Raw genomic sequence first — 15,822 nt, forward strand, 5'->3', positions numbered from 1 at the left:
TCATCTGGTTTAGCCTGACCTCCATGAACCGCCGTGCAGCCGCTGCTGCCCTCCTCGTCGCAGCCACCACCCTTTCCGCCTCCGCCTGCGGCACCGACTCGAAATCCGCTTCATCGAGCGGTTCCAAGATCGAGGTCGTCGCTTCCTTCTACCCCCTCCAGCACATCGTCGAGAGAGTCGGCGGCGCACATGTCACGGTCACCAATCTGACGAAACCCGGCGTCGAACCCCACGACCTGGAACTCACCCCCCAGGACATCGCCAAGGTCACCTCGGCGAAACTCGCCGTCTACGAAAAAGGCCTCCAACCCGCCGTCGACAAAGCTGTCAAAGAACAGAACGCCAAGAACGCCTACGACATCACCAAGGACGTCGACCTCACCTTGAAGGCCACCTCCGACGGCCACGACCACGGCGACCACAAGGACCACGACCACGACCACGACAGCGACCACAAGGGTCACGACCACGAGACCCCCACCGTCAGCCCGCACAAGACCGACGACCACAAGGACGACGAGAAGGACCCCCACTTCTGGCTCGACCCGGTCAGGTACGCGAAGGCCGTCAAAGCCGTCGCCGCCAAACTGGGCGAGGTCGACTCCGCGCACAAGGCCGACTACGACAAGAACGCCGACGCCTTCGCCAAAGAACTCAACACCCTCGACACCGAGTTCGCCGACGGTCTGAAGAACTGCACCAACAAGAAACTCGTCACCAGCCACGCCGCCTTCGGCTATCTCGCCGAGCGGTACAAACTGCAGCAGATGTCCATCGCCGGGATCTCCCCCGACAAAGAACCCGACGCCGCCCGCATGGCCAAGATCACCGACTTCGTGAAGGACAACAAGGTCGGCACCATCTACACGGAAACCCTGGTCAGCCCCGCCGTCGCCCAGACCATCGCCAAGGAGAGCGGCGCCCAGACCGCCGTACTCGACCCCATCGAAGGCATCAACGACAAATCCGCCGGCAAGAACTACACCGAGGTCATGCGCGCCAACCTCGCCACCTTGAAGAAGGGGCAGACCTGCTCGTGACGGACCACAGCACGGTCATCGACGTGCGGTCGGCATCCTTCGGGTACGCCGGCCGCACGATCGTCTCCGGTATCGACCTGACGGTGAACCGCGGCGAATCGCTGGCTCTCCTGGGCCCCAACGGCTGCGGGAAATCCACCCTCGTCCGAGGGCTCCTCGGCCTGAACGACCACCTCGGCGGCGACGTCCGTATCCTCGGCGACCCCCTCGCCGGGCTCCGCCGTCGCAGCCTCATCGGATATGTCCCCCAGCGACACACCCTGTCCACCTCCGTCGTCGCCACCGTCGGGGAGATCGTCGCCATCGGACGGCTGCCCCACGCCGGTCTCCTCGGACGGCTCCGCCGCCGTGACACCGAGATCGTCGCCCACGCATTGGAAGTCGTCGGGCTCGGCGGAATGCAGAAAGCCGATGTCACCCACCTCTCCGGAGGACAACAACGGCGGGTCCTCGTCGCCCGGGCCATGGCCGCCGAACCAGAGATCCTGATCATGGACGAACCCACCGCCGGCGTCGACGAATCGAACCAGGCCGTCCTGGCCCAGGCGATGAAGAGACTCACCGACGAAGGCGTCACCCTGTTGACCGTGACCCACGAGCTCGACGCCCTGGCCGACGCCGTCACCCGCGTCGTCACCATGCACGGCGGGCGCATCACCCACGACCTCCCGGCCGGAAGCGCACCTCCGACGACGACCGCCGGCGGCCACCACCACCTGACACCCCACGACCCACCCGGCCCCGGCTGGACGCCCCTGGGTGTCCGGGAGGAAACACACCGTGCTTGATCTCCTCCGCTACGACTTCATGCAACAGGCGTTGATCGCCGCCCTCCTTGTCGGCACCACCGCGCCCATGGTCGGGGTCTTCCTCGTCCAACGCCGGCTCTCCCTCATCGGCGACGGCATGGGACATGTCGCTCTCGCCGGGGTCGCCGTCGGCGCCCTCACCGGGACCCAGCCCGTGCTGACCGCCCTCGTCCTGGTGATCATCTGCGCCATCGTCGTCGAATTCATCCGGGTACGCGGAAACACCAGCGGTGACGTCGCCCTGGCCATCATGTTCTACGGCGGTATCGCGCTGGGCGTCGTCCTCATGGCCAAAGCACCCTCCGGCGGGACGAGCCTGAACGCTTATCTCTTCGGCGCGATCACCACCACCAGCTCCGGTGACCTGTGGACCTTCGCCGTCCTGGCCGCCGTGGTCGTCACCCTCACCTGGCTGTTGCGCCCCTATTTCTTCGCCGTCGCCAACGACGAGGAGTACAGCCGGGCCGCCGGTCTGCCCGTCATGGCGTTGAACATCACCCTGGCGATCCTCACCGCGGTCACCGTCGTGCTCTCCATGCGCATCGTCGGCCTGCTGCTGATCAGCGCCCTGATGATCGTGCCCAATGCGACCGGTCAGCTTCTCGCCCGCAGCTTCCGTTCCGGGGTGGCCATCGCCGTCCTGATCGGTGTGCTCTGCTCCGTCGGCGGGGTCGTCGGTTCCTTCTACCTCGACACCCCTTCGGGGGGAACCATCGTGGTACTCACCGTGATCGTCTACGCCGTCGTCGCCATCGTGTCGGCACTCCTCGCCCGGATCCGGGCGCGTCTGCACGACACACACCATGTCGGAGCCCACGAGCACGATCACGGGCCCGGATGCGGGCATCCGGCGGTCCCCCACGGCGACCACGTCGACTATCTCCACGACGGGCACCTCCACGCCCCGCACGGTGACCACTACGACGAGCACCACTCCGAGGGGCATCCCAGCCCGCCGGGAAAGAGCCGATGATCCTCCACCTGAGCTGGACGAACGCTGGATGTGGGCCGACTCACGGTAAAGTCGATCGTCATAGCTTCGGCAGAGGGGAGTCCGTTGATGGTCGAGGGTGAACGCCGCGCCACCCGTCAAAGGCGCGCCGTCGAGGAGGCCCTGCGCAATACCGACGACTTCCTGTCGGCGCAGGCCCTGCACGCACGCCTGCGCGAAGGAGGCGACACCATCGGCCTGGCCACCGTCTACCGGTCCCTGGCCGGGCTGGTGCAGGACGGCCGGGCCGACATGATCCGCCGCCATGACGGCGAAGCCATCTACCGGTTGTGCTCCACCACCGAACATCACCATCACCTGGTCTGCCAGGACTGCGGGAAGACCGTCGAGATCGAGGTCCCCCAGGACGAGGAATGGACCCGCGAGGTCGCCCGCCGGCACGGTTTCTCAGACATCTGGCACACCTTGGAGATCTTCGGCACCTGCGGCGAGTGCGCGAAGTCCTGATCTCGGCCCTGCCCCGAGAACGGGCCGGGCCGTTCAGGAAACCAGTTTCAGTCCGATGATCCCGGCCATGATGAGACCGATGCACACCAGGCGGGCCACGGTGGCGGGCTCACCGAGCACCGCCACACCGTAGAGCACCGTCGTCGTCGCGCCGACGCCCACCCAGACGGCATATCCGGTGCCCACCGGAATCGACCGTAACGCCCAGGACAGACCGCCCAGGGAGATCAGGCTCCCGACGACGAAAGCCGCCAAGGGCAAGGGTCTGCGCCACCAGTCCGGCTGGGCGAGAGCGCTGGCCCACATGGTCTCGAACATGCCGGCGACGACGAGGACGATCCAGTTCATGACAGGCTCCGACGCCTCGCCGTCGTCATGTCCGGGTACGGCGGGCCTCTCGTCCGGGGACACCTCCACCGTCGAAGGGCCACTTTCAGGCTAACAAGACCCGGCGCCGGTCACCGTCGTCGAGCGACCAGATACCCCTGCGGTTGATATTCGTCCGGTTCCGCAGGCCGTTCGGCACGGAAGACCACCTCGAAACCCGCCTCCTCGGCAAACCGCTGCATCTGCGCCGGATCAAGCCAGTACACGTCGAAGGCGACCCCGAGGGAGATCCCACCCCGGTGCGTCGAACCGTCGCCGACCTTGTAGGCCGCAGCGAGATATCCGCCCGGCCGCACCACCCTGGCCAACTCGGCGAAAGCCGCCGCGCGTTCTTCCGGCGGCAGAAAGATCAACGAGTACCAGCAGACCGCACCGGACAAGGAGGCGTCCTCGAAGGGCAGCGCCCTCAGGTCACCGACCTCGAAGGTGAAACCCGGGTGTTCACGCCGAGCCACCCGAACCATCTCCGGCGACAGGTCGAGGCCCCGCGGCGACAACCCCAGAGTCGTCAGGAAAGGAGCCAACCTTCCGGTGCCACAGCCGATGTCACCGACCAGCATTTCCCCTGCCGTGGAATCGGACGCTCCACGCACCAGCTCGCCGAACAGCCCGAGAACCGCCCGGTCGGCCGGGACCTGCGCCAGATGACCGGCCAACCGCTCGGCGTAGACCTCAGCAAGCCGGTCATGGGCCTGTCGTAACTCATGGGTCCTCTCGTCCATGACCGACATGCTGCCCGACGGGACCGACAACCCCACTCCCGCGGAGAGCGTCCCGCTCAGATCACCGCGATCAGCACGACACCGGTCAGCGCCGCGACCACCCCGACCACCTGCACCGGGCGCATCCGTTCATGCAGGAAGACCGCGGCCAAGGCCACCGTCACCACCGGGTACAAGGAGGCCAGGACCGTGGCGACGGACACCATGCCCAAGGTCGTCGAGATCCCCAGCAACAGGTTCGCGCCCACGTCCGTGACACCGACCAGAGCCAGGACGGGCAGCTCGGCTGCTCTCACCCCGCCCACGCTGCGGGTGACCATCGCGGCGATCACGAAACCGGTGACACTCGTCGAACGCATCCCGAACATCGTCGCGAGAGCCGACACCTGCGAGCCCCGGGCGATGGCGTACAGCGTGACCCCGAAGCACACCGCGGCGATCACGGCCAACCACACCGCCCGAGCCTTCACCCGTGGTTCGCCGCGCAACTCCGGCCCCGACGCCAGGACCGCCCCGACCAGGGCCAACACGATCCCGGAGACCTTCATCACGCCCGGCCGCTCACCGCCCAGGAAAGCGATGGCCACCGGCAGGATCGCCCCGGTGGCACTGATCGGCGAGACCACACTGACCGTCCCGCTGGCCAACGCCGAGTAGAAGAAGACCAGCCCCAGGGCGCCGGCCGCCCCGGCACCGACGGACCATGGCACCCACGACCAGTCGTCGGGCAGACCGGTCACCGCGACGACCACGACCAGAAGCACCAGGGAACAGGCCTGGGACACCCCGACCACGGCGGCGGCCGGCCGACGACGGGAGAGCATTCCTCCTAAGAAATCCGACCCGCCGTAGGCGAGAGAAGCAGAAAGGGCGACAAAGGGGCCGAGCAGCGCGTTCATATCCAGCCCAGGTTAGGTTGGCGCCGACGTACACGTCGAATACTCGGCACCGACCGCCCGATGCTGCTCGTGGAAAGCGACCCGACGCCACCGAGAAGGAAGCCCCGGACCGGGTTCGCGCGCTTTCACCGGTGAGACATCCCGAGGGGTCGGCATCCGGAAAAGATGCCGACCCCTCGGGATCTGCTCTGCGCTACTCGACGCCCGCCCGTAGGTCAGCCGATCGCGCCGCCCAAAGGCGCCGCAGGCGGCTCAGGAGCTTCACCGGACGCGGAACCACCGGAGAAACCACCCAGGTGCTCCGGGCCGGCTTCACGTGCGCTACCCGGCGCGTGATCGGGAACCGGCAGCGGATCCAGGTCCTTCTTCGCCCCGACGAAGGTGAACTTCGCGTCCTTGCCCTCACCCTCGACGTCCACGGACACCAGTTCGCCGGCGCCGATCTCGCCGTAGAGGATCTTCTCCGAGAGCACGTCCTCGATGTCACGCTGGATGGCCCGACGCAACGGCCGCGCGCCCAACACCGGGTCGTAACCCTTCTTCGCGAGCAGCTTCTTGGCTGCCGGAGAGAGCTCGATCCCCATGTCCTTGTCGCGCAGACGCTCGTCGAGCCGCGCGATCATCAGGTCGACGATCTGGACGATCTCGTCCTCGGTGAGCTGCGGGAAGACGACGATGTCGTCGACCCGGTTGAGGAACTCCGGCCGGAAGTGCTGCTTCAGCTCGTCCTGGACCTTGTTCTTCATCCGCTCGTAGTTGCTGGCGCCGGCAGAGGAGTCCGGAGCGAAGCCCAACGAGACCGCCTTGGAGATGTCCCGGGTGCCGAGGTTCGTCGTCATCAGGATGACGGTGTTCTTGAAGTCGACGACACGGCCCTGGGAGTCGGTCAGGCGGCCGTCCTCCAGGATCTGCAGCAGGCTGTTGAAGATGTCCGCGTGGGCCTTCTCCACCTCGTCGAAGAGCACCACCGAGAACGGCTTGCGCCGCACCTTCTCGGTGAGCTGGCCGCCCTCCTCGTAACCGACGTAGCCGGGGGGCGAGCCGAACAGCCTCGAGACGGTGTGCTTCTCGGCGAACTCGGACATGTCGAGCGTGATCAGGCTGTCCTCGTCGCCGAAGAGGAACTCGGCGAGCGCCTTGGCCAGCTCGGTCTTACCGACACCGGTGGGGCCGGCGAAGATGAACGAGCCGCCGGGGCGACGCGGGTCCTTCAGGCCGGCGCGGGTACGCCGGATCGACTGCGACAGTGCCTTGATGGCGTCGTCCATGCCGACGATGCGTTTGTGGAGCTCTGCTTCCATGTTGAGGAGCCGGGTGGACTCCTCCTCGGTGAGCTTGAAGACCGGGATGCCGGTGGAGGCGGCGAGGACCTCGGCGATCAGTTCCTCGTCGACCTCGGCGACGACGTCCATGTCGCCGGACTTCCATTCCTTCTCGCGCTTGGCCTTGGCGTCGATGAGTTGTTTCTCGTCGTCGCGCAGCTTGGCGGCCTTCTCGAAGTCCTGCCCGTCGATCGCGGCTTCCTTCTCGCGGCGGACGTGGGCGATCTTCTCGTCGAACTCGCGCAGGTCCGGCGGTGCGGTCATCCGGCGGATGCGCAGCCGGGCTCCGGCTTCGTCGATGAGGTCGATGGCCTTGTCGGGCAGGTACCGGTCGTTGATGTACCGGTCGGCCAGGTTCGCCGCGGCGATCAGCGCGGAGTCGGTGATGGAGACCCGGTGGTGGGCCTCGTACCGGTCGCGCAGACCTTTGAGGATCTCGATGGTGTGCGGCAGCGTCGGCTCGGCGACCTGGATCGGCTGGAAGCGGCGCTCCAGGGCCGGGTCCTTCTCGATGTGCTTCCGGTACTCGTCGAGGGTGGTCGCCCCGATGGTCTGCAGTTCGCCGCGGGCCAGCATCGGTTTGAGGATGCTCGCCGCGTCGATGGCGCCCTCGGCGGCACCGGCTCCGACGAGGGTGTGGATCTCGTCGATGAACAGGATGATGTCGCCGCGGGTGCGGATCTCCTTGAGGACCTTCTTCAGTCGCTCTTCGAAGTCACCGCGGTACCGGGAGCCGGCGACGAGTGCGCCGAGGTCCAGGGTGTAGATGTGCTTGTCCTTGAGCGTCTCGGGAACTTCACCCTTGACGATGTCCTGGGCGAGGCCTTCGACGACGGCGGTCTTACCGACGCCGGGCTCGCCGATCAGGATCGGGTTGTTCTTGGTGCGCCGGGAGAGCACCTGCATGACCCGTTCGATCTCTTTGCTCCGCCCGATGACCGGGTCGAGTTTGCCCTCGCGGGCGGCCTGGGTCAGGTTGCGGCCGAACTGGTCGAGGACGAGGCTGCCCGCGGGGGTGCCCTCCTGCGTCGACTGCCCGCCGACGCCTGCCGCTGCGGTCTCCTTGCCCTGGTAGCCGGAGAGCAGCTGGATGACGGTCTGGCGCACCCGGGACAGGTCGGCGCCGAGTTTGACCAGCACCTGGGCGGCGACGCCCTCGCCTTCCCTGATGAGGCCGAGCAGGATGTGCTCGGTGCCGATGTAGTTGTGGCCCAGCTGGAGCGCTTCGCGCAGGCTCAGCTCGAGGACCTTCTTCGCCCGCGGGGTGAACGGGATGTGCCCGCTCGGTGCCTGGGTGCCGGTGCCGATGATCTCCTGCACCTGCTCACGGACGGCGTCCAGCGAGATGCCGAGGCTCTCCAGTGCTTTCGCTGCGACGCCTTCACCCTCGTGGATGAGGCCGAGCAGGATGTGCTCGGTGCCGATGTAGTTGTGGTTGAGCATGCGCGCTTCTTCCTGCGCAAGCACGACCACCCGACGCGCCCGGTCGGTGAACCGTTCGAACATGTAACCCGCTCCTCGCTATCGAGATACCTCGATGCTATCGGTGGTCTTGCCTGGACTGCCTGCTCCCGTCGGATGCAACCGGGCTCACCGGAGGGTCCGGGCAGTCTCTTCTCCTGTTTCCACGAACGCCCTGACCGGCTTCGTGATTCCGTTTCCTCCGGATGAATCCGGCCGGAAGGGCGATGTTCGCTCTGGGCGTATCCCCGGCCCGGCCGACGATCCGGGAACCGATGGGCACCACCTCCTGGCAGCATGGGGGACGTGAGCACCCCCACGCCGACCGCAGTCTTCCCTCCCATCGTCGACATCTCCTGGCTCTCAAGCCATCTGGGCGACGACGATCTCGTTCTCCTCGATGCGTCCATCCGGCCGAACGACCCCAGGGGCCAACGTATCCCCGGTGCCCGACGGTTCGATCTCGAAAACGACTTCTCCGCCGCCGACAGCGTTCTCCCGCATTCCATGCCCGACCCGGAGGCCTTCGCCGAGCAGGCCCGCCGATTGGGCATCGGCACGGAGAGCACCGTGATCGTCTACGACGTCCACGAGCTCTACTCGGCCGCCCGGGCCTGGTGGATGTTCCACGCCATGGGACACACCCGGGTGGCAGTACTCGACGGGGGGATGAACGCCTGGATCGCCGCCGGTCACGACCTCGAACCGATCCCAGACGAGCAGGACGTCCCCGAGGGGAACTTCACCGCCCGTCCCCGTCCGGGCGCGGTCGTCGACGCCGACACCGTGGCCGTGCTCCTCCACGACCCGGCCTGCGCGGTCGTCGACGCCCGCAGCCACGGCAGATTCACCGGAACCGACCCCGAGCCCCGCCCAGGTCTGCGTTCCGGTCACATGCCCGGCGCCACCAACCTGCCCTACCTGACCGTCCAGGAGGACGGACGGCTCCGGCCCGCCGACGAGCTGCGCACCTTGATCGACGAGGCCACCGAAGGACACCCCAATGTGGCCTTCAGCTGCGGGTCGGGAGTGACGGCCTGTGTCACCGCCCTGGCCGCCTGCGTCGCCGGATACGACCCGGAACTGTTGTCCGTCTACGACGGCAGCTGGACCGAATGGGGCGACCCGAATCACGGACGGCCGGTCGTCACCGGACCGGAGAAAGGCGAGGCGGCACCGCTGGAGTGACACCGCCGGTGGAGCGGTGCGGGACACCGATACCTCGGCCCCTGGGCCCCGCACCGCTCACCGCCCGTACACGGATCACAGATCGCGTACGGAAGGTTCGGCCAACAGTCGGACGATCTCCCTGGCCGCCTCGGCCGAGGAGGTCCGACGTGCCGCCGCAGCCATGGCCCGGCAGGTCGCCATGTCGTGGGCGCGCAGGGCCGCCCGTACCCGAGGCACCCGGGAAGGTGCCATCGACAGACTGTTCACGCCCAGGCCCACCAGCACACAGGCCAGCAGGGGGTCGCCCGCGGCCTCGCCGCAGACCCCGACCGGGCGGATCCGTCCGACCTCTCCCGGACCGGCCTCGCACGCCCCTTCACAGGTGATCGCGACCAGGTCCAGGAGCGCCGGCTGCCAGGGGTCCAGGTAGCCCGAGAGCGCACCGTTCATCCGGTCGGCGGCGAAGGTGTACTGCGACAGGTCGTTCGTGCCGATCGACGCGAAATCACAGATCTGCAGGAGCTCCCGCGAGCGCAGCGCGGCCGCGGGAACCTCCACCATCGTCCCGGCCGTGCGCAGTCCGACGGCTCGGACTGCCGCGGTGAAGATCTCAGCGTCCGCGCGGGTCGCGACCATGGGCGCCATCACCCACACGTCTGCGCTGCTCTGCCGGGCGGCATCGGCGATCGCGCTGAGCTGCACCACCAGCAGGCTGTCGACGCTGCGTTGCAGCCGCAGGCCTCGTACGCCCAGCGCCGGGTTCTCCTCGGTGACCGCGGGGACGAAGGGCAGGGGTTTGTCCGCTCCGGCGTCCAGGGTGCGGACCACGACCTTCTTCCCGGCGAAGGCTTCGAAGACCTCCGTGTACATCCGGGTCTGTTCTTCCCTGGTGGGTGCTTGGGCCCGGTCCAGGTAGGCGAATTCGGTGCGGAAAAGTCCGACGCCCTCGACATCCGTCCCGGCGGCGGCCCGGGCGTCCTGCGGGGTGCCGATGTTGACCAGGAGTTGCACGCGGGCGCCGTCCTTGGTCGAACCGGGCCCCGAGGCCTCCGCGCAGAGGGCCGCGCGGGTCGATTCCTGTTTGCGGGCCGCGGTGATCTGGCTCTCCGTGGGGCGGAGCAGGACGGTACCGGTGCTGCCGTCGAGCAGGACCTTCTTGCCCTCGGGCAGGTTCAGGGCTTCGGGTGCGCCGACCACCGCGGGGATGCCGAGTTGGGCGGCCAGGATCGCGGTGTGTCCGGTGCGTCCGCCCTCGCTGGTGATGAAACCGACGATCTTCTTCGGGTTCAGCCCTGCGGTCTGCGAGGGCGCGAGGTCGCGGGCGACCAGGACGGAGGGGGTTTTCACCGTGGGGATGGTCGGCTCGGGGACGCCGAGCAGGCGGCAGGTCGCCCGTGCGCCGACGTCCCGGAGGTCGGTGACCCGTTCGGCCATGTATCCGCCCAGCTGGGTCAGCATGTCGCAGTAGCCGTCCACTGCGTCGGTGAGGGCTTGGGCGGCTCCGGCGCCGGTGGCGAGTCGTTCGTCGACCGCTGCGGCCAGCCCGGGGTCGCGGGCGATCATCACGCCGGCCTCGAGGATCTCCTTGGCCGAGGGGTCGGCGGTCGCGGCCTGTTTCTCCAGGGCGACGGCGACCTCTTCGAGGGCCGTCCTGATCCGCCGGGCGGATTCCTTCTGGTTGGCCGACTTGGGTTCGTCGAAGGGTGGGCGGGGCATCTCGGCGAGGCGGACCACCGGGCCGACGGCGATGCCTTCGCTGACGCCGATGCCGTTCAGGGTGCGTTCACTCATCGGCTCACTCCGAGTCCAGGTCGCGGGAGAGGAACTCGACCAGGCGGTCCAGGGCTTCTTCTGCGCCTTCGCCGTCGGCGGTGAGGGTGACCTCTTCGCCGTGGCGTGCGCCCAGGGTCATCACGCCCAGCATGCTGCGCCCGTCGACGGGGCCGCGGTCGCCGCAGGCGATCGTGACCGGCAGCCCGGTGGCCATCACCTCTTGGACGAAGAGGGAAGCGGGGCGGGCGTGCAGGCCGACGGAGGCGGCGACGGGCACGGTGCGGACAGCCATGGTTTTTCTCCTCAGGGACGGTTGTCGATCAGCTACGAGCTGACGGTGTCTGGGGTTGCGCCGGAGGATTCGTCCCGCGAGGGGTCGCCGCGGCGCACGGCGGAAAGTGACGATCGGGCGGCGTCGACGACGGCGTCGAGGTTGATCCCGGCCCGGGCCAGGACGATATCGCCGGGCCCGCTCTCGCCGAACTGGTCAACGCCGACAGCCCGTCCGTAAGTGCCCAGGTAGCGCCACCAGTCTGTGGTGGCCCCTGCTTCGACGCTCACCCGGGCGGCGACTATCGGCGGTAGGACCGTTTCCTGGTAGGAGGTCTCTTCCTCCTCGAACCATTCCAGGCAGGGCATCGACACGATGCGGGCGCCGATGCCCTCGTCGGCGAGGCGGTCGGCTGCGGCGCAGGCCAGGTGGACTTCCGAGCCGGTGGCCAGGAGTAGGACGTCGACCTGTTCGCAGTCGCGCAGGATGTAGCCGCCTCGGGCCGCTCCGGCTGTGCCGACGGGCTGGGCGGCGACGGGCGGGGTGGCCTGGCGGGCGCCGATGATCGCGGTGGGTCCGGTGGCCCGTTCCATGGTGCGCTGCCACACTCCGAGGGTCTCCCCGGCGTCGGCGGGCCGGGCCACGGCCAGTCCGGGAACGGCCCGGAGACTGGTCAGGTGTTCGACCGGTTGGTGGGTGGGCCCGTCCTCACCGACGGCCACGGAGTCGTGGGAGAAGAGGTAGAGCACGGGCAGGTGCATGAGTGCGGCCATCCGCAGGGCTGGTCGCATGTAGTCGGAGAAGACGAGATATCCGTTGGCGAACGGACGGGTCAGTCCGCTCAGGGCCATGCCGTTGACCAGTGCGCCCATCGCGTGTTCGCGGATCCCGAAGTGGATCTGTCGCCCGCCGGGGCCGCCTGGGCGTCCGGTGGTGTCCTGCGGGCTGAGGGCGTTGTCGTGGGCGCTGATGCGGCCGCAGGCGGTGTCGGCGAGGTCGGCGGATCCTCCCCAGAGTTCGGGAAGATGTGTGCCCAGGCCGGCGAGGATCCGCGCGGTGACGGTGCGGGTGGCGATCGGGCCGGTGAGTCCTGCGAGGTCGCGGGTGATCTCGTCCCACAGGCAGTCGGGGAGTTCCCGGGTGTGCAGGCGCCGGTGGAGGGCGCGGCATTCGGGGGTGGCCTGGTCGTACCACCGGTCGTAGCGGAGCTGCCATTGTGCGCGCAGGTCGGTGCCGCGTTCTGCGGCGGACTTCCTGGAGTGGACGAGCAGTTCGTCGGGCAGGAACAGCTGTTTGTCGGGGTCGAGTCCGAGGGCTTCCTTGGTGGCGCGGATCTCGGTTTCGCCGACCGGTCCGGCGTGGGCGGCGGCGGTGCCGCCGAGGTTCGGCATGGGGTGTCCGATGCGGGTGCGGATCCGGACGAAGGTGGGGGCTTCGCCGTCGTGGGCTTCAGCGGCTTCGGCGAGGATCCGGTCGATCGCGTCGAGGTCCTCGGCGTCGTCGAGCGTGAGGATGCGGAAACCGTAGGCGGCGAAGCGGGCGGGGACGTCCTCGGAGGTCGTGATCGAGGTGGGCCCTTCGATGCTGATGCCGTTGTCGTCCCAGAGGACGACCAGTCGCCCGAGTCGCAGGTGTCCGGCGAGCGCGGCGGCTTCGTGGGAGAGGCCTTCCATCAGGTCGCCGTCGGAGGCGAGGCACCAGATGCGGTGGTCGAAGGGGCTTTCTCCGGCGGGGCTGTGCGGGTCGAGGAGGGCGCGGATCCGGCGGGCTTCCATGGCCATGCCGACGGCATTGCCCAGGCCTTGGCCCAGCGGCCCGGTGGAGGTCTCCACCCCGGGGGTGACACCGAGTTCGGGGTGGCCGGGGGTGAGGGCGTGGAGTGTGCGTGCGCGGCGGAGGTCTTCGAGTTCGAGACCGTATCCGGTCAGGAAGAGTTGCAGGTAGAGGGCGAGGCTCGCGTGTCCTGCGGAGAGGACGAATCTGTCCCGTCCGGCCCAGGCGGGGTCGTGGGGGTGGTGGGCGAGTCGATGCCGGTAGAGCACGGTCATCAGAGGGGTCAGTCCGACTGCGGTACCGGCGTGGCCGTTGCCTTTGGCCTGGACGATGTCCAGGGGCAGCACCCGGGCGTATCGGATCAGATCTGCGTCGGCCGAGGTGATCATCCCTGAGTCATCCTTCGCTGTGGTCGCCCTGGGACCTGTCGGCTGCGGTGGTTGCCGAAGGCCCCAGGGCTTGATCCAGTTATGACTAGAGTAAGACAAAACTGCGGAGAGCGCGAGCCCCCAGGTGAACCCCTCGGTACGCCTCCCCCTGCCGGCCGGTCAGCCCGCCGAGCGACCGGCCCCCACCATCGCGTCCACCACCACCGGGTCCAGGGCCTCTTCCAGAGCCAACAGTGCCGCCCCGATGACACCGGTGTCCTCCTTGATCGTCGAGGCCACGATCTGGGTACTCGCCGCCGCCAACGGATGCACCCGGGAAGCGGCCACCGAACGGATCGAGTCGATCAACAGGGGATTGTCCTCGGCGAGCGTGCCTCCCACCACGACCAACTCCGGGTTCAAGGTCGAGATCGCGTCCCCGATCACCCGGCCGATGTGTCGACCGGCCCGCACCACGTGCTCGGCGACCTCCGGGTCACCGGCGTGGAGCAGCTCCACGATGTCCCGTCCGCGCTTCAGCCCGCGGCCGCGCTCACCCAGCGCCCGGCGGATGGCCTCCCCGCTGGCCACGGCTTCGGCGCAGCCCGACTGGCCGCAGCGACAGCGCACATCGCTGGCCGGGTCGGGGACATGCCCCAGGTCGCCGGCGATCCCACCGACGCCACGCACCACGCAGGCATTGGCCACGATCCCGCAGGCCAGGGTGATGCCCACCTTGAAGACGATGAGATCGCGCACGTCCGGCCAGGTGGTCCGCCACTCCCCGAGCGCCATGATGTTGGCGTCCTTGTCCACGACCACCGGGACCGCCTCCACCCCCAAGCCGGGCAGGAAGGCCATGATCTCGCGGGCGATGACCACATCGGCCCATTGACCGCCCAGGTCGGACAGCCCGCCGCGCTCCGGAGGACGGGCCATCCGCCCGCCCAGCTCCACCGGGCTGGGCACGCCCACACCCACGCCGAGGACCGTCCTGGGCTCGATCCCCCGCTGTTCGAGCATCCGCCGCAACCGGGTCCCCACCGCACCGAGCACCACACCGGGACCGGCAGACATGTCGACGTCCAGGTCTTCCAGGGCGACGGTGCGACAGCCCAGGTCGGAGACCCCGATCCGGGTGTGGCTGGATCCCAGTACCACGCTGAGCAGGTATCCGGCCTGTTCGTTGAACGAGAAGACCTTCGGGGGACGCCCACCGGAGCCGCCCTGGCGGGCCCGTTCCACGATGAGCCCCGATCCCAGCAGGGCATCGAGTCGGGATTCGACGGTCGCCCGGGCGAACCCGGTCATGTCGATCAGGTCGCGGCGGGTCAGCCCGCCCGACTCCCGGATGACCGCGAGCAGGGCCCCCGGCCCCACCTCCGAACGCAGCCCCGTGCGGGGTCGGATCGCGCCGGCCCTGCGGATGGACCGCGCCCCCATCGGGCGTCCCGTCTCCTCCATGGAATTCCCCTCGCGACGTTGCTCAACGACATCACCAAGGCTAGCGACAACCGACGGTTTTGACCTATAGTGACCAAAACTTGGGGCCGATCGGTCCCGGTGACGCATGAGGAGGCACAGCGGTGTGCGCGAAACAGGAGCCTGAAAGCAGGTCCCTCACGGACCTGTTACCCCCCGAAGCCGTCCATCTGCATGCGTCCGCAGCGGATTGGCGCGCCGCCGTGGAAGAAGCCGGCAGGCTCCTCCACGAGAGCGGAAGTACCACCGCCGCCTACACCCAACAGATGATCGCCGCCGTCGACCGGTTCGGCCCGTACATCGTCATCGCCCCCGGCTTCGCCCTCGCCCACGCGCAGGCCTCAGAAGCCGTCCTCGAACCGGGCATGTCCTGGCTCTCCCTCGACGAGCCCGTGTCCTTCGGACACCCCCAGAACGACCCCGTCGACCTCGTCGTAGGGTTGGCCAGCACCGACCACGACACCCACCTCGAGGCCCTCCGGCAGATCGCCGAGATCGTCTCTGATCCAGCCCGTCGCGCGGAGCTGTCCGCAGCCGACGACGCAGACCAGCTCCTCCACGCCATCGACGCCAGCCTGGGAAAGAAGGACTCATGAAGATCATCGCCGTCTGCGGAATGGGAATCGGCACCTCCATCCTCCTGAAGATGAACACCGAGAAAGCTCTCGAGGCCCTCGGCATCGAGGGCGAGGTCGAAGCCGCCGACATCGGCACCGCCAAGGGCGCCGCGGCGATGGCCGACCTGGTGCTCACCAGCGCCGAGCTCGCCGGCGAGCTCGAAGACCTGAGCACCCCGGTGCGGATCGTCACCAACTTCATGGACGTCGACGAGATCTCCGAACAGATCTCGTCCCTCGGCGAGTAGCCGACGAAGCACGGTCGGGAA

15 protein-coding genes are annotated in these 15,822 nt (G+C 68.3%); 7 read left to right on the forward strand and 8 right to left on the reverse strand.

All coding sequences use genetic code 11. The annotated features are described in order from the left end of the window. Positions 1-23 precede the first annotated feature (23 nt). The 4 genes from AUCHE_RS02445 to AUCHE_RS02460 all read left to right on the forward strand — a co-directional run bounded on the left by AUCHE_RS02445 (position 24) and on the right by AUCHE_RS02460 (position 3,308). Positions 24-1,040, forward strand: coding sequence for a metal ABC transporter substrate-binding protein (locus tag AUCHE_RS02445; RefSeq protein WP_040321190.1), 1,017 nt, complete (start codon positions 24-26; stop codon positions 1,038-1,040). Next, complete coding sequence (locus AUCHE_RS02450; protein ID WP_006501677.1) at positions 1,037-1,828, forward strand: metal ABC transporter ATP-binding protein; 792 nt, start codon at positions 1,037-1,039, stop codon at positions 1,826-1,828. Before AUCHE_RS02445 ends, AUCHE_RS02450 begins: the two co-directional genes overlap by 4 nt. Next, positions 1,821-2,822 carry a metal ABC transporter permease gene (locus tag AUCHE_RS02455; RefSeq protein ID WP_006501678.1) on the forward strand — a complete coding sequence of 334 codons (1,002 nt, stop codon included), beginning with the start codon at positions 1,821-1,823 and terminating at the stop codon, positions 2,820-2,822. Before AUCHE_RS02450 ends, AUCHE_RS02455 begins: the two co-directional genes overlap by 8 nt. Positions 2,823-2,909: 87 nt before the next feature. Beyond that, a complete protein-coding gene (locus tag AUCHE_RS02460) occupies positions 2,910-3,308 on the forward strand; it encodes a Fur family transcriptional regulator (RefSeq protein ID WP_006501679.1) in 399 nt (132 codons plus the stop codon). 33 nt (positions 3,309-3,341) lie between these two features. Here AUCHE_RS02460 and AUCHE_RS02465 read toward each other — a convergent pair whose 3' ends face one another. From AUCHE_RS02465 to AUCHE_RS02480, 4 genes are all read right to left on the reverse strand, one after another. Continuing rightward, the gene (locus tag AUCHE_RS02465; RefSeq protein WP_006501680.1) at positions 3,342-3,656 is read right to left on the reverse strand and encodes a DMT family transporter; all 315 of its coding nucleotides are present in this window, start codon (positions 3,654-3,656) and stop codon (positions 3,342-3,344) included. A gap of 110 nt (positions 3,657-3,766) precedes the next feature. Then, positions 3,767-4,417, reverse strand: coding sequence for a class I SAM-dependent methyltransferase (locus tag AUCHE_RS02470; RefSeq protein WP_006501681.1), 651 nt, complete (start codon positions 4,415-4,417; stop codon positions 3,767-3,769). A 56-nt stretch (positions 4,418-4,473) separates the two neighbouring features. Beyond that, positions 4,474-5,316, reverse strand: coding sequence for a DMT family transporter (locus tag AUCHE_RS02475; protein ID WP_006501682.1), 843 nt, complete (start codon positions 5,314-5,316; stop codon positions 4,474-4,476). A gap of 215 nt (positions 5,317-5,531) precedes the next feature. After that, complete coding sequence (locus AUCHE_RS02480) at positions 5,532-8,144, reverse strand: ATP-dependent Clp protease ATP-binding subunit (RefSeq protein ID WP_006501683.1); 2,613 nt, start codon at positions 8,142-8,144, stop codon at positions 5,532-5,534. A 261-nt stretch (positions 8,145-8,405) separates the two neighbouring features. On the opposite strand from AUCHE_RS02480, the gene AUCHE_RS02485 reads away from it, so the two are divergent. Next, positions 8,406-9,287, forward strand: coding sequence for a rhodanese-like domain-containing protein (locus AUCHE_RS02485; protein ID WP_040321290.1), 882 nt, complete (start codon positions 8,406-8,408; stop codon positions 9,285-9,287). Positions 9,288-9,362: 75 nt separating this feature from the next. Here AUCHE_RS02485 and ptsP read toward each other — a convergent pair whose 3' ends face one another. The 4 genes from ptsP to AUCHE_RS02505 all read right to left on the reverse strand — a co-directional run bounded on the left by ptsP (position 9,363) and on the right by AUCHE_RS02505 (position 14,918). Continuing rightward, positions 9,363-11,060, reverse strand: a complete 1,698-nt coding sequence (gene ptsP / locus AUCHE_RS02490; RefSeq protein ID WP_006501685.1) for a phosphoenolpyruvate--protein phosphotransferase — start codon at positions 11,058-11,060, stop codon at positions 9,363-9,365. Positions 11,061-11,064: 4 nt separating this feature from the next. Next, entirely contained in the window at positions 11,065-11,334 is a 270-nt protein-coding gene (locus AUCHE_RS02495; protein ID WP_006501686.1) for an HPr family phosphocarrier protein, read from the reverse strand. Positions 11,335-11,366: 32 nt separating this feature from the next. Then, on the reverse strand, positions 11,367-13,475 hold the full coding sequence (locus AUCHE_RS02500; protein WP_006501687.1) for a transketolase family protein: 2,109 nt from the start codon (positions 13,473-13,475) through the stop codon (positions 11,367-11,369). Between the two features lie 159 nt (positions 13,476-13,634). Continuing rightward, positions 13,635-14,918 (reverse strand): ROK family transcriptional regulator, encoded by a 1,284-nt coding sequence (locus AUCHE_RS02505; RefSeq protein ID WP_006501688.1) that lies wholly within the window; start codon positions 14,916-14,918, stop codon positions 13,635-13,637. 122 nt (positions 14,919-15,040) lie between these two features. Between AUCHE_RS02505 and AUCHE_RS02510 the strand changes: the two genes are divergently transcribed. Both AUCHE_RS02510 and AUCHE_RS02515 read left to right on the forward strand, forming a co-directional pair. Beyond that, complete coding sequence (locus AUCHE_RS02510; RefSeq protein WP_006501689.1) at positions 15,041-15,532, forward strand: PTS sugar transporter subunit IIA; 492 nt, start codon at positions 15,041-15,043, stop codon at positions 15,530-15,532. Beyond that, complete coding sequence (locus tag AUCHE_RS02515; protein ID WP_006501690.1) at positions 15,529-15,801, forward strand: PTS sugar transporter subunit IIB; 273 nt, start codon at positions 15,529-15,531, stop codon at positions 15,799-15,801. Before AUCHE_RS02510 ends, AUCHE_RS02515 begins: the two co-directional genes overlap by 4 nt. Positions 15,802-15,822: the final 21 nt, after the last annotated feature.

This window comes from Austwickia chelonae NBRC 105200 (genome assembly GCF_000298175.1).
In the GTDB taxonomy this organism is placed as follows: domain Bacteria; phylum Actinomycetota; class Actinomycetes; order Actinomycetales; family Dermatophilaceae; genus Austwickia; species Austwickia chelonae.

Excerpts from the sequence above, each read along its gene's own strand:
- AUCHE_RS02445 (WP_040321190.1), top strand. The coding sequence starts at position 24 with ATGAACCGCCGTGCAGCCGCTGCTGCCCTCCTCGTCGCAGCCACCACC.
- AUCHE_RS02460 (WP_006501679.1), top strand. The coding sequence starts at position 2,910 with ATGGTCGAGGGTGAACGCCGCGCCACCCGTCAAAGGCGCGCCGTCGAG.
- AUCHE_RS02465 (WP_006501680.1), bottom strand. The coding sequence starts at position 3,656 with ATGAACTGGATCGTCCTCGTCGTCGCCGGCATGTTCGAGACCATGTGG.
- AUCHE_RS02470 (WP_006501681.1), bottom strand. The coding sequence starts at position 4,417 with ATGGACGAGAGGACCCATGAGTTACGACAGGCCCATGACCGGCTTGCT.
- AUCHE_RS02475 (WP_006501682.1), bottom strand. The coding sequence starts at position 5,316 with ATGAACGCGCTGCTCGGCCCCTTTGTCGCCCTTTCTGCTTCTCTCGCC.
- AUCHE_RS02480 (WP_006501683.1), bottom strand. The coding sequence starts at position 8,144 with ATGTTCGAACGGTTCACCGACCGGGCGCGTCGGGTGGTCGTGCTTGCG.
- ptsP (WP_006501685.1), bottom strand. The coding sequence starts at position 11,060 with ATGAGTGAACGCACCCTGAACGGCATCGGCGTCAGCGAAGGCATCGCC.
- AUCHE_RS02495 (WP_006501686.1), bottom strand. The coding sequence starts at position 11,334 with ATGGCTGTCCGCACCGTGCCCGTCGCCGCCTCCGTCGGCCTGCACGCC.
- AUCHE_RS02500 (WP_006501687.1), bottom strand. The coding sequence starts at position 13,475 with ATGATCACCTCGGCCGACGCAGATCTGATCCGATACGCCCGGGTGCTG.
- AUCHE_RS02505 (WP_006501688.1), bottom strand. The coding sequence starts at position 14,918 with ATGGAGGAGACGGGACGCCCGATGGGGGCGCGGTCCATCCGCAGGGCC.
- AUCHE_RS02515 (WP_006501690.1), top strand. The coding sequence starts at position 15,529 with ATGAAGATCATCGCCGTCTGCGGAATGGGAATCGGCACCTCCATCCTC.